General features: G+C 56.0%; 18 protein-coding genes. 13 read left to right on the forward strand and 5 right to left on the reverse strand.

The annotated features are described in order from the left end of the window. Positions 1–29 precede the first annotated feature (29 nt). Complete coding sequence (gene uca / locus P9H32_RS09950; protein WP_322608748.1) at positions 30–3,620, forward strand: urea carboxylase; 3,591 nt, start codon at positions 30–32, stop codon at positions 3,618–3,620. Positions 3,621–3,644: 24 nt separating this feature from the next. Beyond that, the gene (atzF, locus tag P9H32_RS09955) at positions 3,645–5,411 is read left to right on the forward strand and encodes an allophanate hydrolase (RefSeq protein WP_322608749.1); all 1,767 of its coding nucleotides are present in this window, start codon (positions 3,645–3,647) and stop codon (positions 5,409–5,411) included. Here atzF and P9H32_RS09960 read toward each other — a convergent pair. From P9H32_RS09960 to P9H32_RS09980, 5 genes are all read right to left on the reverse strand, one after another. Further along, entirely contained in the window at positions 5,408–6,193 is a 786-nt protein-coding gene (locus P9H32_RS09960; protein ID WP_322608750.1) for an MBL fold metallo-hydrolase, read from the reverse strand. The two genes, atzF and P9H32_RS09960, sit on opposite strands and share 4 nt — an antisense overlap. 252 nt (positions 6,194–6,445) lie before the next feature. Then, positions 6,446–7,279, reverse strand: a complete 834-nt coding sequence (locus P9H32_RS09965; protein ID WP_322608751.1) for an ABC transporter ATP-binding protein — start codon at positions 7,277–7,279, stop codon at positions 6,446–6,448. Next, positions 7,276–8,073 (reverse strand): ABC transporter permease, encoded by a 798-nt coding sequence (locus P9H32_RS09970; protein WP_322608752.1) that lies wholly within the window; start codon positions 8,071–8,073, stop codon positions 7,276–7,278. Before P9H32_RS09970 ends, P9H32_RS09965 begins: the two co-directional genes overlap by 4 nt. Then, positions 8,070–8,723 (reverse strand): cysteine hydrolase family protein, encoded by a 654-nt coding sequence (locus P9H32_RS09975; protein ID WP_322608753.1) that lies wholly within the window; start codon positions 8,721–8,723, stop codon positions 8,070–8,072. The genes P9H32_RS09970 and P9H32_RS09975 overlap by 4 nt, the downstream gene beginning before the upstream one ends. Positions 8,724–8,789: 66 nt before the next feature. Beyond that, positions 8,790–9,737 (reverse strand): aliphatic sulfonate ABC transporter substrate-binding protein, encoded by a 948-nt coding sequence (locus tag P9H32_RS09980; protein ID WP_322608754.1) that lies wholly within the window; start codon positions 9,735–9,737, stop codon positions 8,790–8,792. Positions 9,738–10,453: 716 nt separating this feature from the next. Here P9H32_RS09980 and P9H32_RS09985 point away from each other — a divergent pair. From P9H32_RS09985 to P9H32_RS10035, 11 genes are all read left to right on the forward strand, one after another. Then, the gene (locus P9H32_RS09985) at positions 10,454–11,485 is read left to right on the forward strand and encodes a polyamine ABC transporter substrate-binding protein (RefSeq protein WP_322608755.1); all 1,032 of its coding nucleotides are present in this window, start codon (positions 10,454–10,456) and stop codon (positions 11,483–11,485) included. A 110-nt stretch (positions 11,486–11,595) separates the two neighbouring features. Next, on the forward strand, positions 11,596–12,483 hold the full coding sequence (gene aguB, locus P9H32_RS09990) for an N-carbamoylputrescine amidase (RefSeq protein ID WP_322608756.1): 888 nt from the start codon (positions 11,596–11,598) through the stop codon (positions 12,481–12,483). A gap of 12 nt (positions 12,484–12,495) precedes the next feature. After that, positions 12,496–13,515, forward strand: a complete 1,020-nt coding sequence (locus P9H32_RS09995; RefSeq protein WP_322608757.1) for an ABC transporter ATP-binding protein — start codon at positions 12,496–12,498, stop codon at positions 13,513–13,515. Next, on the forward strand, positions 13,508–14,446 hold the full coding sequence (locus tag P9H32_RS10000) for an ABC transporter permease (protein ID WP_322608758.1): 939 nt from the start codon (positions 13,508–13,510) through the stop codon (positions 14,444–14,446). Before P9H32_RS09995 ends, P9H32_RS10000 begins: the two co-directional genes overlap by 8 nt. A gap of 1 nt (position 14,447) precedes the next feature. Further along, a complete protein-coding gene (locus P9H32_RS10005; RefSeq protein WP_322608759.1) occupies positions 14,448–15,254 on the forward strand; it encodes an ABC transporter permease in 807 nt (268 codons plus the stop codon). 108 nt (positions 15,255–15,362) lie between these two features. Next, a complete protein-coding gene (locus tag P9H32_RS10010) occupies positions 15,363–16,709 on the forward strand; it encodes a putrescine aminotransferase (protein WP_322608760.1) in 1,347 nt (448 codons plus the stop codon). A 1-nt stretch (position 16,710) separates the two neighbouring features. Further along, positions 16,711–17,046 (forward strand): DMT family transporter, encoded by a 336-nt coding sequence (locus tag P9H32_RS10015; protein ID WP_322608761.1) that lies wholly within the window; start codon positions 16,711–16,713, stop codon positions 17,044–17,046. A gap of 13 nt (positions 17,047–17,059) precedes the next feature. After that, positions 17,060–18,097, forward strand: coding sequence for an agmatine deiminase family protein (locus P9H32_RS10020; protein WP_322608762.1), 1,038 nt, complete (start codon positions 17,060–17,062; stop codon positions 18,095–18,097). A gap of 25 nt (positions 18,098–18,122) precedes the next feature. Continuing rightward, positions 18,123–19,394, forward strand: coding sequence for an aspartate aminotransferase family protein (locus P9H32_RS10025; protein WP_322608763.1), 1,272 nt, complete (start codon positions 18,123–18,125; stop codon positions 19,392–19,394). Next, entirely contained in the window at positions 19,385–20,515 is a 1,131-nt protein-coding gene (locus tag P9H32_RS10030) for an iron-containing alcohol dehydrogenase family protein (protein ID WP_322608764.1), read from the forward strand. Before P9H32_RS10025 ends, P9H32_RS10030 begins: the two co-directional genes overlap by 10 nt. A gap of 2 nt (positions 20,516–20,517) precedes the next feature. Further along, positions 20,518–21,993 carry an aldehyde dehydrogenase family protein gene (locus P9H32_RS10035; RefSeq protein ID WP_322608765.1) on the forward strand — a complete coding sequence of 492 codons (1,476 nt, stop codon included), beginning with the start codon at positions 20,518–20,520 and terminating at the stop codon, positions 21,991–21,993. Positions 21,994–22,010 lie beyond the last annotated feature (17 nt).

Below are 22,010 nucleotides of genomic sequence, written 5' to 3' on the forward strand. Positions count from 1 at the left end.
CAAAACAGTAGTAGAGCCGAGGATGTTTTATGTTTAAGAAAGTACTGGTAGCCAACCGCGGCGAAATTGCGTGTCGCATCATCCGCACCCTGAAGGAAATGGGCATTGCCGCCGTCGCGGTTTATTCCGATGCCGACGCCGATGCGGAGCACGTAGCGATGGCCGACGAGGCGTACAACATCGGTCCGGCGCTGGCGAAAGAGAGTTATCTCAACACGGATAAAATTCTTTCAGTGATGAAGGAAAACAACGTGGAGGCGGTGCATCCGGGCTACGGCTTCCTGAGTGAAAATGTCGAGTTCCGGAAAATGTGTCTGGAACAGGGGATTGAATTCATCGGTCCCGAGGAAAGCCACATTCTGGAGTTCGGCCTCAAACACATGGCGCGCGATCTGGCGGAATCCGCCGGCGTGCCGCTGGTGCCGGGAACGCCGCTGCTTAACAGTATGGAAGAGGCGCTCGAAGCGGCGGAGCATATCGGCTATCCGGTCATGCTCAAAAGTACCGCCGGCGGCGGGGGCATCGGCATGCGCATCTGCAACGAATCCGACGAGCTCGAAGCGCATTACGATACGATCAAACGCCTCGGTAAAAACTACTTTAAAGACGAAGGCGTCTTTCTTGAAAAATATATCCGCACGTCGCGGCACATCGAAGTGCAGGTGTTCGGTAACGGCAAAGGCGATGTGGTGGTGCTCGGCGAGCGCGACTGTTCCGTGCAGCGCCGGAACCAGAAGGTGATTGAAGAGACGCCGGCACCGAATATTACGGAGGAGACCCGCACGGCCCTGCATGCCGCCGCGAAAACTCTGACCGAAAAGGTGTCCTATCGTTCCGCCGGTACCGTTGAATTTATTTATGACACCGAGACCGGGCAGTTTTACTTCCTGGAAGTGAACACCCGCCTGCAGGTGGAGCACGGCATCACCGAAGAGGTGTTCGGCGTCGACCTGGTGCGCTGGATGGTGGAGCTGGCCGCCGGCGAAGATCCAACCCCTGGAAACTTTGAGCTGAAACCGTCCGGCTGTGCGATGGAGTTCCGCGTCTATGCCGAGGATCCCGGCAAGGACTATCAGCCATCGAGCGGCATCATTACCAAAGCCGAATTTCCGGAAGGCATTCGGGTGGATAAATGGGTGGAAACGGGCACCGAAGTTTCGGCCTACTATGATCCGCTGCTGGCCAAGGTGATTGTGACCGGCGAAACGCGCGACGAAACGATTGCCCGATCAATCGATGCACTGACGGCGACCAGCCTCTGCGGATTTGAAACCAACATCTTTCTCATGAAGCAGGTGCTGGAAAATAAAATTTTTCAGAGCGGCGAGGTATTCACCGGGCTGCTGAATACCTTCGACTATTCGGTCAGCACGATTGAGGTGGTTGTGCCGGGAACGCAGACCACGGTGCAGGATGTGCCGGGCCGTACCGGCTTCTGGGGCGTCGGGGTTCCGCCGTCGGGGCCGATGGATATGCTCAGTTTCCGCATCGCCAACCGCCTGGTCGGTAATGAGGAAAAGGCCGCGGCGCTGGAAATGACCATGTCGGGCGGAAGCTATAAATTTAATTGCGCGGCGACCGTAGCGGTGGCCGGCGGCGATTTGACCGTGATGCTGAATGAAGCCGTCGTTCCGCAGCATGAAGCCTTTGAAGTGAAGGCCGGCGATACGGTCAGTGTGAGTGCATTTTACAAAGGGCAGCGCGCGTATCTTGCGGTGCGCGGCGGGCTGGATGTGCCGGATTATATGGGCAGCAAATCGACCTTTATTCTCGGGCGCTTCGGCGGCCATGCGGGACGGGCGCTGACGGCCGGCGATGTGCTGCATATCGGCGATGCGGTTTCCAAGGATTGGACCATGAAAAAACTGCCGGAAACCGCGGTGCCGGAAATTTCCAACCATTGGAAAGTCGGCGTGATGTACGGCCCGCACGGCGCGCCCGATTTCTTTACGGAGCAGGATATTGAAACCTTCCTGGAGCATGAATGGGAAGTGCACTTTAACTCGTCGCGCACCGGCGTGCGCCTGATCGGCCCGAAGCCGGAATGGGCGCGGACGGACGGCGGCGAGGCTGGACTGCACCCCTCGAATATTCATGACAATGCCTATGCGGTCGGCGCGATTGACTTTACCGGTGATATGCCCGTGATTCTAGGCCCCGACGGCCCGAGTCTCGGCGGCTTTGTCTGCCCGGTGACGGTGGTGGGTGCGGAGCTCTGGAAAATCGGGCAGCTGAAGCCGGGCGATACGGTACAGTTTATTCCGGTGACGCTGGAAGAGGCCGGGCGGCTTGAAAAAGAGAATGCCGCGCTTATTCAGTCGGGCGAACCGATGACGGTGCCGAACTATGCGACCATCGAGGATACGCCGGCGATCATCGGCACGTGGAATGAAGACGATGAATTTGAAAAGGTGGTCTGCCGCCAGGCGGGGGATCAATATCTGCTGCTGGAGTTCGGTCCGCTGCAGCTCGACCTGCGGCTGCGGTTCAAGGTGCACGCCTGGAACCTGAAATTTGAAGAGCTGAACCTGCCGGGCATTATTGATATGACGCCGGGCATCCGCTCGTTCCAGCTGCATTTTGATCCGGCGGTCCTGTCGCGCACCCAACTGCTCGAACTGATCGATTCGCTGATCAAAGAGCTCGGCGAAAATCCGCCGGAGGAAGTGGAGTCGCGCATCGTTCATCTGCCGTTGAGCTGGGATGATCCGCAGACGCGCGTAGCGATTGAAAAATATATGTCGTCGGTGCGCAAAGATGCGCCGTGGTGCCCGAGCAATATTGAATTTATCCGGCGCATCAACGGGCTCGATTCGATTCAGGATGTGCAGAATATTCTGTTTGATGCGAGCTATCTGGTGATGGGCCTGGGCGATGTGTATCTGGGCGCGCCGGTCGCCACGCCGCTGGATCCGCGGCACCGGCTGGTGACCACAAAATATAATCCGGCGCGGACGTGGACGCCGGAAAATGCGGTGGGTATCGGCGGCGCCTATATGTGCGTCTACGGCATGGAAGGGCCGGGCGGCTATCAGTTTGTCGGCCGTACCGTTCAGATGTGGAACCGCTATCATCAGACCAAAGAATTTGAGCCGGGCAAACCGTGGCTGCTGCAGCCGTTCGATCAGATCCGATTTTACCTCGTCGGCGGCGATGAGCTGATGCAGATGCGCCGCGATTTCCTGAAGGGCCGCTTCTCACTGAAGATTGAAAAGACGACCTTCAACATTAATGCCTATAACACCTTCCTCGAGGAAAATGCAGAGGCCATCGACGCGTTTAAAACCACGCAGCAGGCGGCGTTTGCAAAAGAGTATCAGCACTGGGTGGATAACGATCTGCTGACGTTTGAAGAAGCCGTGCAGCAAGTGTCATCGGAAGAGACGGAAATCATGGACGGCGCCGAAGCGGTGACGGCCTCGGTGGCCGGCAGCGTCTGGCAGTGCAAGGTCGAGGTCGGTGATACGGTGGAAGCCGGGGATGAAGCGGTCGTTCTGGAAAGTATGAAGACGGAGATTCCGGTGATTGCCCCCGTGGCCGGCGAAGTGGTGCAGCTCTTCTGCAAACCCGGCGATACTGTTAAACAGGGACAGGCCGTCTGTTCCATTAAATCTAAATAAATGATGAAACCCAGGACCTGCAGGATGAAAAGTTTACAGATCAGTGCGCTGCATCAGGCGTATGCAAAGGGTGAAGAGACGGTGGAGTCCGTCATGGAAAAATGTCTGCAGCGGGCGGACGAACTTGCGCCGGAGGTGTGGATCCGGAAGCTGACGGCGGAAGAGGTTGCGGTTTATGTCCAGGCATTGGAAGGCGAGTCGCCGGAAACGAAACCGCTCTACGGCATTCCGTTTGTGATTAAAGACAATATCGACCTGGGCGGTATTCCGACGACGGCCGGCTGCCCGGACTATAAATTTGTACCGGAGCAGTCGGCGCATGTGGTTGAACAGCTGATTCAGGCCGGTGCCATTCCGCTGGGAAAAACCAACCTCGATCAGTTTGCAACGGGGCTGGTCGGCACGCGGTCGCCCTACGGTGCCTGCCCGAACAGCTTTGATCCGGACTATGTTTCCGGCGGATCGAGCAGCGGTTCGGCGGTGGCGGTGGCGGACGGCTGTGCGTCGTTTTCGCTGGGAACGGATACGGCCGGCTCCGGTCGCGTTCCGGCGGCATTCAATAATCTGATCGGGCTGAAACCCTCTAAAGGCTTGCTGAGCTGCTCGGGTGTGGTACCGGCGTGTAAGAGCCTTGACTGCGTTTCAATTTTTGCGCTCGATGCGGCCGATGCGCAGGCGGTGTTTGATGTGGCGAACCATTTTGATCCGTCGGACTGCTATGCCCGCGAGCTGGAGCAGGCGCCTGTGATTTCCAGCGGTTGGAAATTCGGGGTGCCGAAAAGAGAGCAGTTGAAGTTTTTCGGAAGCCGCGAATATGAATCCGCATTTTCTGAAAGCCTGGATATGCTGGAGAAGGCGGGCGGCACACGGGTTGAGGTGGATTTTCAGCCGTTCCTTGATGCGGCAAACCTGCTCTATTCCGGCGCCTGGGTGAATGAACGCCATGCGGCGGTGGGTGAATTTATTGAAGCAAATCCCGAGGCCGTGCTGGATACCACGCGGACGATTATTCTCTCCGGCCTCGCGATTCCGGCGCCGGATGTATTCAAGGGTTTTTATAAGCTGCAGGAGTTCAAACGCGTTGCCGATGAGGTGATGGGATCGGTCGATCTGATCGTTACGCCGACGGCGGGGACGCCCTATAAAATTGATGAAGTGAATGCGGATCCGGTTCAGCTGAACACGAATCTCGGTTATTACACGAACTATATGAACCTGCTCGACTATGCGGCGATCGCTGTGCCGACTGCACTGACCCCGTCGGTGCCGTTCGGCGTGACGCTGGTCTCATTTTCCGGGCACGATCTGAAGCTGCTTCAGCTGGCGGACCGTCTGCATCAGGTTTCCGGATTGAATGTTGGAAAAACAGAGCGGCGCCCGATGCCGCTGGAGCTTTCACCGAATAAAAAACGGACGATTGATGTGGCGGTTTGCGGCGCACACTTGAACGGCTACCCGCTGCATCATCAGCTGGAAGATCTCGGTGCGGTTTTTGTGGAGTCAACCGAAACGGCGAAGGCCTATCGGATGTTTGCTTTTGAAACCGACGGCATCGCCAAGCCCGGCCTGATCCGTGATGCGGAAAACGGCGGGCGGATCTATGTGGAGATCTACCGGCTGACCTATCAGAACTTCGGGAAATTTGTCGCGGCCATTCCGGCTCCGCTGGGCATTGGCAAAATAAAACTCCGGGGCGGAGCGGAGGTCTGCGGCTTTATCGCCGAGCCGGAAGTTTCAAGCCTTGGAAAAGATATCACCGAACTCGGCGACTGGCGAAAGTTTGCCGGTTAGTTACCCCTGTCCCAGATCGCCTCGTAGTGCCGGATGATTTCAAGCATGCGTGTCCGGTCAAAACTGGAATCGTGCCCTCCGTGTATGGTGACGATCGGCAGCGATTTCAGGAGCTCAAACATCTTCCGGTAATCTGGGATACTGGTGCCCGGGCCTTCAAAAATAAGCGGTCCGTCATAGATCGCATCACCCGCAAAGAGTACGCCCGTACTGGTTTCAAACAGGCCGATGCTGCCCGGCGAATGGCCCGGCAGATGTAGCACCCGGTAGAGATGGTTGCCCAGGTCGACGGTATTCCCGGGGTTCAACAGTCCTGTTGGGGCTGCGCCCTGCAGTCGATAGGTTGCCGGATCGTAGCCGGCATAGGGCGGGGCTTCGAGCAGGGTTTCGCCAATCGGGGGGTAGCCTGCATCCAGCAGTAATTGTAAAATATTGTCGGGCATCTCGTTCCGAAATAAAGTGAGTTGGTCTGTGGGCTTTGCCATCTCCTCAGCCTCGATGGGGTGAACCAGTCGGGCGTCAAACTCGTGCACTGCACCGATATGGTCAATATGGGTGTGTGACGCCACGCAGATGATTTCCTTGGAGGGATCGCGGCGCAACGTATCCAGAAAGGGTTTCAAAGGGATCACACCCATACCCGTATCAAAGATCATGTCTCTTTCGGAGCCTTCAACCAGAAACATGTTTGCCCGGACCAGGACGTGGGCATGCGGCTCGAAAATCAGCGTTGTATCCGCGCTGAGCTTTTTAGTTTTAAACCAGTCATTAGCAATATTCATAATCGTATGTGTTCTCTTTGTTATTTGGTTTTCCGGATTGATCAGTGGATTTTAGCAGGGAAGAATCTGCTACAGAAGGTGTGCCATCGAAGGCCGGCGGCAGGAGCATTTTTATAAGTAACGAATAAGCGGCCGGTTGGAAACTGACGTGTTGGAAGTAACTTCACAGTATTGCTCCTTAGTTGTGCAGTAATGTTTTCGAGGGGAACATGAGTGTGTTATGCGCGCGAGAGTCTTTTTTTCGGGGCCGCGTCAGCAGCCTTGGGCCAGCAGTTCCCGCAGGCGTTTCGTCCGATCCACTTTTTCCCCCTCCTGCTGACAGAGGAGTTCATGGATTTCCTTTTTGAGGTTCAGGAAGGTTTTTTCATGCTTAATGTCGAGGGGCCGGTCCTCTCCGTAGGGCACGGTGATGTCGGCAATAATGCGGCCCGGCCGCGCGGAGTACACCAGGATCCGGCCGGAAAGGTAGATGGCCTCCTCCACATCATGCGTTACAAAGATGGTGGTTGTTTTATCGTGCTGGCTGAGCAGGCGCAGCATCTCCTGCATCTCTTCGCGCGTCTGCGCATCGAGTGCGCCGAACGGTTCGTCCATCAGCAGGAGCTCGGGGCGGGTGACGAGGGCGCGGGCGATGGCGACGCGTTGTTTCATTCCGCCGGAAAGTTCGCGCGGATACGCATCGAAAAAATCAACCATACCGACGGCATCGAGCAGATATTCGGCGCGGCCTTTCAGTGACATGTTGGCCCGGCCCGGCAGTTCAAAGTTTTTATTTTTTTTCAGGGTGGTGCCGAACTGCGCATTTTCCAGGACGGTCATCCAGGGATATAAGGTGTAGTTCTGGAACACCATGCCCCGGTCCCGGCCCGGTTCGGTGACCTCGTTTCCGTCGAGCAGAATCGTGCCGTCCGTGGCTCCCTCCAGTCCGGCCATAATGTACAGGGAGGTCGATTTGCCGCAGCCGGAGGGGCCGACAATGCTGATGAATTCGCCCTTCTGGACCTCAAAATCCACCGGGCCGATGGCATGCACTTCGCCCCGGCGGGACTGATAGGTTTTGGTCAGATTTTCAATTTTAAAGCTCATCGTTTGCTCGTATCTGCCCAATGGAAAAGGCGGGCGTTCAGTTTTCTGAAAAAATAGTCCAGCAGGAGTCCGATGACCCCGAGCAGGATCAGATAAACGAAAATCTCGGGCGTTTGAATGAAGCGGTAAAACCGCATGATCCGGAAACCCATGCCCTCGGTGGAGGCCACCAGTTCCGCCACAATGACGTAGGTCCAGGCCCACCCGTTGCACAGGCGCAGCGCATCGAAAATACCGGGCATGGCGGCACGGGCGAGCACGGACCGGATGATCTCGCCGCGGGAGGCACCGAGGGTCTGGCTGCATTGGATGAGATCGATCGGAATACGGCGGACTTCGTCGGCGATCATGAGCACCAGCTGAAAGAAGGTGCCGAGAAAGATGAGCATAATTTTGGCCCACTCGCCGATGCCGCAGAAAATCATGACCAGCGGCACCAGCGCTGGAACGGGGACATAGCGCAGGAATTCCATCTGGGGCTGAAAGAAGGATTCCACGGAGCGGAAGGTGCCCATATAGATGCCCAGCGGGAGAGCAAAAAGCGTCGCCAGTAAAAAACCGCCGGTCACCCGGTAGAAACTGCTCTTTATATCCATCCAGAGTTCGGGCGACTGCATCTGGCCGATAAACGCCGTCCAGATCTGGCCCGGCTTCGGAACAAACAGGGGGTTGCACCAGGACTGGTGGCTGATCCAGGTGTAGAGCAGAATGGAAAAAAGAAATCCAAGCACGGCCAGGGTATAATAGTGGGCGGCCGGGATACTTTTGCGGATGGCAAACAGATCCAGCTTCATGGGTGGGTGCCTTCGATATGATTTTCGGTTAAGGCTGAAACAAAATCCTGCACCTCGGTCAGGACGCCCCAGACCGAACCTTCCTGCACCACCAGATTTTCGCAGGCGGTGCGGACGGCCGGATCGAATGCGGAGATGGCGTCTTTAAGATAGTAACAGACATACCCCCGGTCGGCGGCTTCCCGCAGGGTGGTATGCACACAGACGTCGGCCGTCACACCGGCAAGAGCCAGATGGGTGATGCCGTTTTCTTTCAGAATCTGATCGAGCGGGGTGGTTAAAAATGCGCCGTAGCTTGATTTGTCCAGTACGGTTTCGCCGGGCTGCGGCGCCAGTTCATCAATGATGTCGTTGCCGTATTCGCCGCGGATCATGATGCGGCCCATCGGGCCTTCTGATCCATATCGTGCGCCGGCCCGCTCGGAGCAGCGCAGTTTCGTGGCCGGGCAGTCGGATAGATCCGGCGCATAGTTTTCCCGGGTGTGAATGATCCGCATTCCATGCTGCCGGGCGGCCTCCAGGGCACGCTGCGCATACGGAATGATCGGGCGCACCCATTCAATGCCTGCGCATTGATCGGCATAGCCTCCCGGCGCGCAGAAATCGCGCTGGAAATCGATTAAAAGAAGGGCGGTGTTTGCTGAGTTCATAGTCATTGCGGCCGTGCGGATAAGAAAGCGTACGGCGGGCCGCACGCTTTCCGGTGAAGCGGTTGTTTATTTCGCGAGGAAGGAGGTATCCATCAAGCCCGCAACATCAACGGACTTCGGGATCATGTCTTTGCTCAGCAGAAAGCTGGAAACTTCGCTGGCGGCTTCCAGCGCCGTTCCGTGCATATTCTCTACCGATGCGGCGGCGGAATAGAGCTCGATTTCGGTGAGGATGGCTTCGATTTCCTCCGCAGGAATATCGATCATCGGGGCCGCGATTTCTGAGGCTTCCTTCGGGTTGCTCAGGACAAAATCCATACGTTTATAGATAATGTCCATGAAGGTCTGGATCTCCGCCTGTTTTTTCTTCATGGACTTTTTGCTGACGGCGATGCAGTCCAGAATGAGGCCCGGTTCATCGGCCGTGCTGTACAGTTTTGTTCCGCCCGTGCCGATGATCTGGCTGATCCAGGGTTCCCAGGTCACCGCGGCATCAACCTTGCCGGCAGACAGTGCGGTTCCCGCGAGATCCGGCGTCATATTAATCAGCTCCACATCCTTTTCGGTCAGGCCGTTTTTCTGCAATGCTTTTACCAGAAGCAGGTGCCCGCATTCATTCAGCGTGACGCCGATCTTTTTGCCTTTGAGGTCTGCGACGGAAGCAATGCCTTTTGCCGAAGCAATGGCATCAGCACCGGCCGAGGTGTCGACCAGTCCGATTATTTTAAACATGCCCGGAGCGGCTCCCGCCCGCAGCACGACGGCATCAGCCGTTGTAAAATGCACATCCAGCCGATTCGCCAGCAGCGGTACCAGTCCGTCGCCCGGGGCATCGAAAGATTTCGCCTCAACCGTCAGGCCGGCCTTTTCAAAGTCACCTTTTTCCAAAGCCACAAAGAAAGGGATGAAGCCCACCCAGTTGTTGTATCCCACACGCAGGGTTTCGGCTGAAACCGTCCGGGAGGCCAGGCAGGCGCACAGGGCGCTGAATAAGAGTATGGTTTTGAATTTCATTCTGATGTCCTTGGTTCGGAGTTTTATTGATTCAGGATGGCCTTAGTCGTCCATGTTGTTGATGGTTAGCTTATTATGCACAGAGTGTGCCACGGAATCGGGGTGTCCCAGACGCTTCCTAAGCACTTCAGAATGAAATGGATGCACGTTTACAAATTAAATATATCCAACCAGTAATACTCCGAATATGTCGAGTAATACTCTAAGGGATTCAAAATTGTCACAGCCTGTAGATGGAAATGCTGTGCGGAATGGTTCATGACTGGAAATAGAGATTAACCTGTAAAAATCGATTATGGGCCGGGAGCTTCAGGTTCTTTCATGAAAAATCCGCGCGATGAATCAAGCCCCGAGATCGGTGATGCTGAAAAGAGGTCCTGTAAAACGGCTGGTTTCTAGGCTTTGGAAGTATACCGAAGGGCAGAATCTGTGTTGCGGAGCTGCGGTGACAAGCCGAATAAGAAACAAAAACGTAGTGAGCAAGTGCATATACATACATATATGAATGTAAGAGATTGGGCCATATACATACAGGTATGAATGTATTTAGTATTTCGTAATGCCTTGCAGTGTATGTGAAAGCGATGTGCTGGAGTCAGTTGATGAGTTGTAAAACCATTCCGGTGGCACGAGGTGTGCGTATGGGTCGGCAAGGATGCACGGATACTATTTGAACGGGGCGCGCCCCGGAATCTTAAACCAACATGGAGATTGAAATGAATATGAAATATGGAGCCCTTGCCCTCGGAGCTCTTCTGGCCGGCTCGGCAGCCGCCAAGGAAGAACTGAACATCTACATCTGGTCGGAATACACTGAGCCGGAGCTGACGAAAGCATTTGAAGAAAAGTATGACTGCAAGGTCATTGAAACGAACTATGAAAACTGTGAAGAGATGGTGGCCAAGCTGCAGGCCGGCGGCCTTTCCCAGTATGACATGGTTTTTCCGTCGGACTACATCCTGCCGTCGATGATTCAGCTTGGCCTGCTCGAAGAGCTCGACCACTCCAAAATTCCGAACATTAAAAATCTGACCGATACGTTTACCTCGCCGGGCTTCGATCCGGGAAACACATATTCGGTGGCGTACCAGTGGGGTACCGTCGGCCTGATCTACAACACCGAAAAATTCGGTAAAATTGATTCCTGGAAAGCGATTCTGGAAGCGGATGATTCAACCCGCTTTTCGCTCTTTGATTCCGAGCGCGAAATGACCGGTATTGCGCTGACGTATCTGGGGTATTCCATGAATACGACCAATAAGAAAGAGTTGATGGAAGCTGCTCAGCTGCTGATCAAAGCGAAGAAGAAAAAAGGTTATTCCGGTTTCGATGCGAACGTCGGCGGTTTTTCCAAGGTACAGGCCGGCACGCTCGATATGTCGTTCTGCTACAGCGGCGACGCTTTCGCCAACTTTAAAGAAAACGATCACCTCTCTTATGCCATTCCGAAGGAGGGAACAGCGGCCTGGTGCGACAGCATGTGCATCACCAAAAAAGCGCCGAACAAGGAACTGGCCTACAAATACATTAATTTCATCCTGGACGCGAAAAACGGTGCGCAGCTTTCCAACTACATCGCGTTTGCCACGCCGAACAAAGCGTCGCTTCCGCTGATCGACAAGGAACTGATTGAAAACCCGTCCATCTATCCGGACGCAGCCACCGAAAAGAAACTGGAGTTCATTCTCGATGCCGGCGCGAATACCGCCATGTACGGCGAACTCTGGAAAATGATCAAAACCCGCTAACCAACCCATAACGATCCACAGATTACGCAGATTCCCACGGATTAGTACACCTGAAGAAAGCCAACTAATCCGTGAAATCTGTGGATCAGAAATTCCATCGAGCACGAGCTATGAGCAAAGTAAAAACAGCCGTAACCCAGATGACCTGTTCCGAGGATTTTTCCGCCAATGTGGATAAGGCGGAAAAATTGGTGCGGGAAGCCGCGGCGCAGGGCGCACAGATTATTCTTCTGCAGGAGCTCTTTGAAGGGACCTATTTCTGCAAGCTGGAGAAATATGAATATTTTTCCTACGCCCACGAAGCGACGCTTGATGATCCGCTGCTGAAGCGCTTTTCGGATCTGGCGAAAGAGCTGCAGGTGGTGCTGCCGGTCAGCTTTTTCGAGCGCGCCGGCAAAGCAACCTATAACTCGGTGGCGATGATGGATGCCGACGGAACGATGATGGGTGTCTACCGCAAGATGCACATTCCGCAGGGCCCGGGTTACGAAGAGAAATACTATTTTGCGCCGGGCGACCTCGGCTTTAAAGTCTGGGATACGGCCTACGCCAAAATCGGCGTCGGCATCTGCTGGGACCAGTGGTATCCGGAAACCGCGCGCAGCCTTTCGTTGCTGGGGGCCGACCTGCTGCTCTATCCGACCGCGATCGGCTCCGAACCGCGCGTTCCCGGTTATGATTCATCCGACCACTGGCGCCGCACGCAGATCGGCCACGCCGCGGCGAACCTCGTTCCGGTCTGTGCTTCCAACCGAATCGGAACCGAGCGCGACGAAGATGTTGAAATGACGTTTTACGGCCGCTCGTTCATTACCGACGAAACCGGCGCGCTGGTCGCCGATGCCGACCGCGAGACCGAAGGCGTCTGGACGGCGGAATTTGATTTTGAAGCCATGCGCGATTTCCGGTCGGGCTGGGGCTTTTACCGCGACCGCCGCCCGCAGTATTACGGCGCGCTTTTAACCCACGACGGCGTCAACCGCGTCGCAGGAATTTAAGGAGACGAAATCATGGACCTGAAGGTATTTGCAGTCTGTAAAAACTACGGCGAGGTGCAGGCTTTGAAATATGTCGATCTCAAGGTGGAGACCGGCGAGTTTTTCACCCTGCTCGGGCCGTCCGGCTGCGGAAAAACCACGCTGCTGCGCGTGATCGCCGGCCTGGAGATGGCCGACAGCGGGATGGTGATGCTCGGCGGCGAGTCGATCACCTGGAAGCCGGCCAACGAGCGCCCGGTGAATACCGTCTTCCAGAGCTATGCGCTTTTCCCGCACCTCACCGTGACCGAGAATATCTGCTTCGGCCTGATTTCCCGTAAGGTGCCGAAAGCCGAGGCCCTGGCCAAAGCCAGGGAAATGCTCGACCTCGTACAGTTGGAGGGGTTCGGCGACCGCAAGCCGGATCAGATGTCCGGAGGGCAGCGTCAGCGGGTGGCGCTGGCCCGCGCTCTGGCCAACGAGCCGGAGCTGCTGCTGCTCGACGAACCGATGTCTGCGCTTGATGCCAAACTCCGTGTACAGGTGCAGATTGAATTGCGCCAGATTCAGCAGCGCCTCGAAAAAACTTTTATCATGGTGACGCACGACCAGCATGAAGCCCTCACGGTTTCCGACCGTATGGCCGTCATGAATGTCGGGGAAGTCGCGCAGATGGGCGGCGTCCGCGAGGTCTACGACCGGCCTCAATCTAAGTTTGTGGCCGACTTCCTCCAGACCCAGAACTTTATCGAAGCCGAAAAGGTTTCCGACAGCATGATCAGAACGCCCTACGGCGACTGGTCGGTGGCCGACCGTGTTCCGTGGCACAAAGGAACCGTCACGGTACGGCCGGAAAATATGAGCGTCACCACAGATGCTGCAGCCTGTACGTTCAGGGGAAAAGTCGAAACTTCGCTCTATCGCGGCTGTTATCAGGAGCTGTTTCTGAACAACGGATTGCAGGTGGAAACTGAATCCGTTCAACCGTTCAGGAAAGGTGAAGAAGTGATGGTTAACGTTCCGGAACAATCGGTGGTGATACTCAATGATTGACGCAGAAAAAAAAGCACCGTCCAGGCCGGACAACAGCTATACCGTTTTTCACGGCGGATTGGTCAAAAAGAAAACTCTCTCACGGCGCGCCTTCAGTTTTATTTCGCCCGGATTCGTCTGGTCGCTGATTTTTCTCGTGATTCCGTGTCTTGCGCTGTTTGTAGTGAGTTTTACCACGCGTGGCGACTACGGTCAGATTGAGTGGACCTTTACCTGGGAAAATATGAAGCAGCTGGCCGGCTTTGGTTTCTTCGGGTGGTCGGCGGATAATCTTCTGATTGTCTGGCGCAGTATTGTTGTGGCGGTGGTGACGACGTTTCTGTGTGTCGTACTTTCGTATCCGCTCGCCTTTTTTCTGGCGAGCCGTCCGGACAAAACGCGCACCATCTGGCTGGCGCTGCTGCTGATTCCTTTCTGGACCAACCTGGTGATCCGCACCTATGCGTGGTTTCTGGCGCTGGCCCCGAACATGCCGCTGGCCCAGCTGCTGCAGAATATCGGCGCGATCGATCCCGGCCAGCCGCTCTATCCGAGCACCTTTGCGGTGTATCTCGGTATGATCTCGATGTTTCTGCCGTTTGTGGCGCTGCCGCTCTATACGGCCGTAGAAAAAATGGACTGGGCGCTGGTTGAAGCCGCGCACGATCTCTATGCCGGCCGGTGGCGCGTTTTCCGCCATGCCATTCTGCCGCAGACGATGCCCGGCCTTTCGGTGGGCATCACGCTCACGCTCGTTCCGGCGATGGGAATGTTTGTGGTGCCGGACATGCTCGGCGGGTCGCGCTATATGCTGATCGGCAATCTGATTCAGCAGCAGTTCGGAACGTCCCGGAACTGGCCGCTCGGTGCGGCACTCAGTCTGGTGCTGATGCTGCTGACTCTCTCGGCCCTGATGGCTTCGCGCCGTCGTGAACTCAAGAAGGAGGCCTGAAATGAACCGCTGCTCCACAGGACATGTCATCAACTCGGGACTGATTTTTATCTTCCTCTACATTCCGCTGCTCTGCGTCGCAATGTTCTCGTTCAACGCCAATAAGTTCGGCCTGACGTGGGACGGTTTCACGTTCGACTGGTACAGACAGATGTTCCACAACGAGGTCATCCTCAAAGCCGCGTGGAATACGCTGCTGCTCGCGGTGGTTTCGACGATCATCTCCACCGTCCTCGGCACGATGCTGGCGATCGGGATGTACCGTTTTCCGTGGAAAAAGAAAACCATGCGCAAGCTCGATACACTGCTGCATCTGCCGGTGGTTACACCGGATATCATCTTTGCCGTTGCGCTTGTGATTGCCTTCAGCGTGATCCGTCATTTCACAGGATTATTTGAGCTGGGCATGCCGTCGATGATTGTCGGTCACGTTACTTTTCAGATTTCGTTTGTGGCTTTGGTGGTGCGCGGGCGGCTGGAAGTGATCGGGCACGATGTGGAAGAGGCGGCTTATGATTTGTATGCCGATCACAAGCGCGTTTTGTTCAAGGTGCTTCTGCCGCTGCTCAAACCGGGCATCATTGCGGGGGCGATGCTGGCCTTCACGCTGTCGCTCGACGACTTTGTGATCAGCTTTTTCACGGCCGGCCCCAAGTCGACCACGCTGCCGCTGTTCATCTATTCGGCGCTCAAGCGCGGCATCACGCCGGAGATCCATGCGCTCTCCACCATCATCATGGTGCTGACCATTGTGCTGGTGCTCGTCATGCAGAAGTTTACAGCTAAAAACGGCGGGGAGATTCACTGAATGATCTGGAACCTTCAAAGACAGGACTGCGCCTACACCCCGATTCCGCCGGGTGATCCGGCCCGGCCCATTACCCGATTTTAAACAAAACCTTTAAGGAGAAATAACATGCCAAGAAATATTGAAAACGCTAAAGCTGAAGTACAATGGATCAACAACATCATCTCGGGAAAAACTGAGCTGACCCAGCAGGTCAAAGAGGAGATCTCAACGAAGACCGTTGAAAACTTCCGGGACCACATCAACAAGGGCTTTCTCGAATACCGTAAATCCGCCACCATCGCCGGCGACTTCGCCATGACCGAATGGTCGGGTCAGGGCTCCATCATCACCGATATGCTCGGCCGTGAATTCATCGACATGCTCGGCGGCTACGGCCTCTACAGCCTGGGTATCCGCCATCCGAAAGTGGTGGAAGCGGTCAACGCTCAGCTGCACCGCTCTCCGCAGTATTCGCAGGAACTGCTCGACCCGCTGCGCGCCCAGCTCGGCCGGGTACTCGGCGAACTGACGCCCGGTGATATTCAGTACGGCTTCTTTGCGAACTCCGGTACCGAAGGCGTTGAAGGCGCCCTGAAACTGGCCAAGCTTTATACCGGTAAATCCGGCTTCATTTCCACCATCGGCAGCTTCCACGGTAAAACCGCCGGCTCGCTTTCGGTGATGGGTAAATCCGTCTATCGCAAGCCGTTGCTTCCACTCCTTGGAAACGTGAAATATGCGCCGTACGGCGATGCCGATGCCATGGAAATTGAACTGATGAAAGCCGCGACGGTCGGCGACGATATTGCCGGCATCATTGTTGAGCCGGTACAGGGCGAAGCCGGTGCCATTGTGCCGCCGGATGACTACTGGCCGCGTCTGCGTGAAATGTGCGACCGCTACGGCGTGCTGCTCATCGCCGATGAAGTGCAGACCGGTTTCGGCCGCGTCGGCGAAATATTCGGGGTCGACTGCTGGGACGTTGCGCCCGACATTATGGCGTTCGGCAAAGCGCTCGGCGGCGGTGTGGTTCCGTGCAGCGGCTTCATGTCCACAGCCAAGATCTGGGAATGCATGGAGCCCAACCCGTTCATGCACACCACCACCACCGGCGGCAACCCGATCGCCTGCGCCTCGGCCCTGGCCGCCATCGGCGTGATGCTCGAAGAAGATACGCCGAAACAGTCTGCTGAAAAAGGCATCTACATGACCGGAAAGCTCAATGAGCTGAAGGACAGGTATCCGGGCATGATCAAAGAAGTCCGCGGCAAAGGCCTGCTGATCGGCATTGAGTTTGTTGACGGTGAGGTGGGCTATCACGTTGTGGCCGGCATGTTCAAGCGCGGCGTCCTCACCGGCGGTACGCTCAACAATGCCCAGACCATCCGCATTGAGCCGGCGCTGACCGTGCCGTATGAGCTGCTCGATAAAACCGTCGAGATCATGGAAGAAGCCATCAAGGACCAGATCTAAGATGAAATTAGGTTGGTTCATTCTATTCCTGTCTATGCTGGCAGATGTTGCCGCCTCGCTGATGGCAAAGCAACTGGATGGTCTTCGGCGTCCGTTCCGGATGGCTGCCGTGATCGGCCTTTATGCACTTACGATGGGGCTGTTCACATACTGCATGAAGGTGCTGCCTATTGGTCCGGCATTTGCCATTTGGTCGGGCGTCGGGATGGTGCTGATTTCAGTGCTGTCCATGGTCTTCTATCGCCAGATTCCGGACGGCCCGGCCATTGTAGGAATGAGCCTGATTGTGCTCGGAACGGTGGTGCTCAGCACCATGTCGAAAATGCAAGTACACTGATTTGGAGAAAATAATGTTTACAGAAGAGAAAGTAAAAACACCGAAGTCGGATGGATATTATATGCCGGCGGAATGGCATAAGCATGAAGCCTGCTGGATGGCCTGGCCGTATGACAAGATCGCCTGGCGCGGCCATCACCGTGAGGGCAAGCATTCTATTGCCACGCTGGCCAACTCCGTCAGCGAGTTTGAACCGGTTAAAATGCTCGTACCGCCGCAGGCGCGGGAGGAAGCGGAGCGCTTTCTCGGCAAGGGCGTTGAGATCGTTGAATGCGAAATTGACGACGCCTGGACGCGCGACACCTGTCCGTCGTTTGTGCTGCATAAAGACGGCGGCCTGGCTGGAGTGAACTGGAACTTTAACGGCTGGGGCGATCTCGATGTGGCGAATTGGGAGTCGGACAAAAAGCTGGCCCGGCGGGTATGCCGGCAGTTGGATGTGCCTTGCTACGATGCGCCTATTTTCAACGAAGGCGGTGCGATTCATGTGGACGGCGAAGGCACGGTGCTCTGCACCCGCTCGACCATCCTGAATGATAACCGCAACCCGGAACATACGGAAGAGGAGGTGGAACAGATTCTCTGCGATTACCTCGGCGTGGAAAAAGTGATCTGGCTCGACGAAGGGTATGAGCAGGATGAAACCGATGGACATATTGATGTGATTGCCTGTTTTGTAGCCCCCGGAAAAGTGATGCACCTCTCCACCGAAAATAAGAACGACCCCAACTACAGTCGCTTTGAGCAGAACATGGCCTACCTCGAAAGCCAGACCGATGCAAAAGACCGGAAGATTGAAGTCATCCGTATGCCGCAGCCGTCGCTATGGATTGAGGGGGACCGCCGTATCTCGTGCAGCTATGTAAATTACTACATTGCAAACGGCGCGGTCTTTGTTCCGGTGTTCAATGATCCGGTGGATGAACTTGCTGTTGAGATTTTCAAAGCGCTCTACCCGGACCGCAAAATAATCGATATGCCCGAAAATGCGGCCAATTTTTACGGCGGCGGCGGCATCCACTGCTGTACCCAGCAGCAACCCGCAATTTAAATCTATTTCAATGGAGAACCAATCCATGACAGAACTTGCAGATTATTCCGACCTATCCACCGTTTATTCCCACGCCACCGATCATATCATCACCGGCGGGAAGGGCTCTGAACTCTATACCACCGAAGGTAAAACCCTGCTCGATTTCACCAGTGGAATCGGAGTCAACAGCACCGGCCATTGTCATCCCCGTGTGATTGCGGCGATCAAGGAACAGGCGGATAAGCTGATCTTCGCGCAGATCAATATTGTCTACAACGAGCCTGTTGCCAAACTCTGTGCGCAACTCAAACGCGTGATGCCCGAAGCACTGGATACCTACTTCTTTTCCAACAGCGGGGCGGAAGCGGTCGAGGGTGCCGTTAAGCTGGCCAAGCATGCCTCCGGAAAACCCAATATCATTGTGCTGCACGGAAGCTTTCACGGCCGCACGCATCTGACGATGGCCATGACGACCAGCAAAACGGTTTATCGCCTGAAATATCCGAACCTTCCGGCGGGCATCTATGTCGCCCCGTACCCGTATGCCTATGCCTCCGGCCGTACGGAAGAGGAAGAAACCGCTTACGCGCTGGCCGAACTGGAACTGCTGCTCTCCACGCAAACCGCGCCGGAAGAAACGGCGGCGATAGTGGTGGAACCGGTGCTGGGCGAAGGGGGCTATCTGCCCGCAAGCAAAGGCTATCTCCAGGGGCTCCGCGATCTGTGCGATAAACACGGCATTATGATGATCTGTGACGAAGTTCAGACCGGGTTCGGGCGTACCGGAAAAATGTTCGCCCATACCTATGATGACGTGACGCCGGACATCATGACCATGGCGAAGGGGCTCGGTTCCGGGATGCCGATCTCCGGTATCGCCTACAAAGCCGAGCTGGGTAAAAAATGGATTACGGGAACGCACGGCGGAACCTATGCCTGCAACCCGATGGCCGCGGCGGCGGCGGCCGCGACCATTGAAACGCTGATCGATGAAAAGCTGGTCGAGAATGCGATGGAACGCGGGGCGCAGCTGATGGCCGGGCTGAAGGCGCTGCAGAAAAAATATCCCTGCATCGGGGATGTGCGCGGCCGCGGCCTGATGATCGGGATCGAGCTGATGGACGGGGAGCGGCCGGACACCGCCTTGCCGGGTAAAATTCTGAAGGAAGTGTATCAGCGCAATCTGCTGCTGCTCAGCTGCGGAATGCGCAGAAATGTGCTGCGCTGCATTCCGCCGCTGGTGGTAACCGAAGAGGAGATCGAGCGCGGACTTAAAATTATTGAAGAAGCGCTGGAGGCCGTCGCATGCATCTGATTCCCATGCCGGAAATTTTCTGCGGCTCCGATGCGCTGGAGGCCCTCGGTACTACACTTGCGCAGGTGTGTGCCAGGCGCGTCTTTATTGTCACGGGTCCGCATGTTTCCCGGACGGACGGCTTTGCCGCCATGAAGGCGGTTGCGGAAAAGGGCCGCGATGTCGCGGTGTTTAATGAAACGCAAGGCGATCCCTCGATGGAGCAGGTCACCGAAATGATTGCGCAGGCGAAAGCATTCGGCGCGGATGCCGTGATCGGGATGGGCGGCGGCAGTCCGATTGATGCTGCGAAAGTGGTGGCTGCTGCGCTTTCCAATGATCGGAAGGTTGAGGAAATGGTCGGGACGGACCGGGTGCCGAAACGCTGCGCGCCGCTGTTTATTATTCCCACAACGGCCGGTACGGGATCCGAGGCGACGAATATTTCGATTCTGACCGATACTGCAGAGCAGATGAAAAAGGCGGTGGTTTCAAATCATATTCTGCCACACATGGCTTTTCTGGTTCCGGAACTCACGGTATCGATGCCGAAGCGTATCACCGCCACAACCGGCATCGATGCCTTTTGCCACGCTACGGAAGCCTATCTTTCCAAACGCCGTAATCCGTACAGCGACGGCATGGCACTCCGGGCGCTGGGCCTGATTGCCCGGTGGCTGGAGAAAGCGTGCTGCGAACCGGAAAATCTGGCGGCGCGTGAGGGGATGCTGATGGCGAGTTTTTTTGCGGGGCTGGCTTTCACCAACGCAAGTGTCACAGCGATTCATGCTTTTGCGTATCCGCTGGGCGGACGGTACCACACGCCGCATGGCATGGCCAATGCGCTGATGCTCGCGCCGGTGCTGAAACATAATTTCGCGGGGAATGAGGAGCGTTTTGCGGATCTTGCCGAAGCCTTCTGCGGCGCGCGCGATCCCGGGGCATTTGTACCGGCGGTGCAGGTGCTTAAAAAAAATATCGGCCTGCCGATGTCGCTTGATGACGCCGGGATTCCGGAGAGCGATCTGGAGTCGATGGCCGAAGCGGTGATGGGTGTGACGCGGCTGCTGGAGGTGAATCCCAATGCGATTGTCTTGGATGATGCGAGGCGGATTTATCAGGAAGCATTCAAAGGAGAATAACGATGAGTGATGTGAAGAAGATGTTTATTGACGGGGAATGGGTGGAAGCCCTTTCCGGTGAAACGCGTGAGTCGATTAATCCGGCGAACGGTGAAGTTCTGTCAGCGGTGGCGGAAGGTGCGGCGGCGGATGTCGATAAAGCCGTCGAAGCGGCGAAGGAAGCGTTTTATAACGGACCGTGGGGTTCCGCTCCGGCGCAGGAGCGGGCGGCCCTGCTGTTTAAGCTGGCTGATCTGGTGGATGCGAATGCCGGGGAGCTGGCGGAACTGGAGATGCGCGATAATGGAAAACCGCTGCGCGAAACGGAGTATGATGTAGCGGATACGTCGGCCTGTTTCCGCTATTATGCCGGACTCTGTACGAAGCCGATGGGCCAGACCTACGACGTGGCCGATCCTATGCAGGCGATGACGGTGCGTGAGCCGATCGGCGTGGTCGGCCTGATTGTGCCGTGGAACTATCCGCTGCTGATGGCCACGTGGAAAATTGCGCCGGCTTTGGCAGCGGGCAACTGCATTATTTTCAAGCCGGCGGAATTGACCCCGCTTTCGGCGGTGCGTCTGTTTGAACTGATTGAAGAAGCCGGATTCCCGAAGGGCGTGGCCAACCTCGTGATGGGAGCCGGTCCGGCGGTCGGAGCACGTATGGCCGAACATCCGGACATTGACAAGATTGCTTTCACCGGCGGGACAGCGACGGGCCGGAAAATTATGACGGCCGCTACGGGCAACCTGAAAAAGATTTCCCTCGAGCTCGGCGGTAAATCGCCGTGCGTGGTGTTTGAAGATGCCGACATGGAGGCTGCGGTGGACTGGGCGCTGTTTGCCATCTTTGCCAACCAGGGTCAGGTCTGCTCCGCGGGATCGCGCCTGCTGCTGCAGGAGAGTATTCACGATGAGTTCGTGGAAAAACTCGTTGCGTGTGCCGAAAAAATAAAGGTGGCTCCGGGCGATGCCGAGGGTGTGGAAATGGCGGCCATGATTTCGGAAGCGCACATGGAAAAGGTGCTCCGCTATATAGAAATCGGGAAACAGGAGGGGGCAACGCTGCGGTGCGGCGGTATGCGTCTGACTGAGGGCGAGCTGAGCAAAGGCTTTTTTGTTGCACCGACCGTCTTTACCGACACGACACCGGATATGCGTATTGTGCAGGAGGAAATCTTCGGACCGGTGCTTGTGGTTCAAAAGTTTACCGACGATGAAGACGCGGTGCGCCTGGCCAACGATTCGATCTACGGCCTCGCCGGCGGGGTCTTTTCGGAAAACGGTGCGCGGGCGCTGAACTTTATCAAAAAGCTGCGCGCGGGCATTACCTGGATCAACTGCTACCACCCGACGTACAGCGAAGCGCCGTGGGGCGGTTATAAACAGAGCGGCATCGGCCGCGATCTCGGCACCTACGGATTCGATGAATATACCGAAGTGAAGCAGATTAACATTAATCTGGAACCGGGACCCGTCGGCTGGTTTGAGAATTAAACCCCATCCTGAATTGG

The sequence above is a fragment of the Pontiella agarivorans genome, from assembly GCF_034531395.1.
In the GTDB taxonomy this organism is placed as follows: domain Bacteria; phylum Verrucomicrobiota; class Kiritimatiellia; order Kiritimatiellales; family Pontiellaceae; genus Pontiella; species Pontiella agarivorans.

Coding starts and splice junctions, on each gene's coding strand:
- P9H32_RS10035 (WP_322608765.1), top strand. CDS start 20,518: ATGAGTGATGTGAAGAAGATGTTTATTGACGGGGAATGGGTGGAAGCC.
- P9H32_RS09995 (WP_322608757.1), top strand. CDS start 12,496: ATGGACCTGAAGGTATTTGCAGTCTGTAAAAACTACGGCGAGGTGCAG.
- P9H32_RS09985 (WP_322608755.1), top strand. CDS start 10,454: ATGAATATGAAATATGGAGCCCTTGCCCTCGGAGCTCTTCTGGCCGGC.
- uca (WP_322608748.1), top strand. CDS start 30: ATGTTTAAGAAAGTACTGGTAGCCAACCGCGGCGAAATTGCGTGTCGC.
- P9H32_RS10015 (WP_322608761.1), top strand. CDS start 16,711: ATGAAATTAGGTTGGTTCATTCTATTCCTGTCTATGCTGGCAGATGTT.
- P9H32_RS09970 (WP_322608752.1), bottom strand. CDS start 8,073: ATGAAGCTGGATCTGTTTGCCATCCGCAAAAGTATCCCGGCCGCCCAC.
- atzF (WP_322608749.1), top strand. CDS start 3,645: ATGAAAAGTTTACAGATCAGTGCGCTGCATCAGGCGTATGCAAAGGGT.
- P9H32_RS09980 (WP_322608754.1), bottom strand. CDS start 9,737: ATGAAATTCAAAACCATACTCTTATTCAGCGCCCTGTGCGCCTGCCTG.
- P9H32_RS09975 (WP_322608753.1), bottom strand. CDS start 8,723: ATGAACTCAGCAAACACCGCCCTTCTTTTAATCGATTTCCAGCGCGAT.
- P9H32_RS10030 (WP_322608764.1), top strand. CDS start 19,385: ATGCATCTGATTCCCATGCCGGAAATTTTCTGCGGCTCCGATGCGCTG.
- P9H32_RS10025 (WP_322608763.1), top strand. CDS start 18,123: ATGACAGAACTTGCAGATTATTCCGACCTATCCACCGTTTATTCCCAC.
- P9H32_RS10005 (WP_322608759.1), top strand. CDS start 14,448: ATGAACCGCTGCTCCACAGGACATGTCATCAACTCGGGACTGATTTTT.
- P9H32_RS09965 (WP_322608751.1), bottom strand. CDS start 7,279: ATGAGCTTTAAAATTGAAAATCTGACCAAAACCTATCAGTCCCGCCGG.
- P9H32_RS10000 (WP_322608758.1), top strand. CDS start 13,508: ATGATTGACGCAGAAAAAAAAGCACCGTCCAGGCCGGACAACAGCTAT.
- P9H32_RS10010 (WP_322608760.1), top strand. CDS start 15,363: ATGCCAAGAAATATTGAAAACGCTAAAGCTGAAGTACAATGGATCAAC.
- aguB (WP_322608756.1), top strand. CDS start 11,596: ATGAGCAAAGTAAAAACAGCCGTAACCCAGATGACCTGTTCCGAGGAT.
- P9H32_RS10020 (WP_322608762.1), top strand. CDS start 17,060: ATGTTTACAGAAGAGAAAGTAAAAACACCGAAGTCGGATGGATATTAT.
- P9H32_RS09960 (WP_322608750.1), bottom strand. CDS start 6,193: ATGAATATTGCTAATGACTGGTTTAAAACTAAAAAGCTCAGCGCGGAT.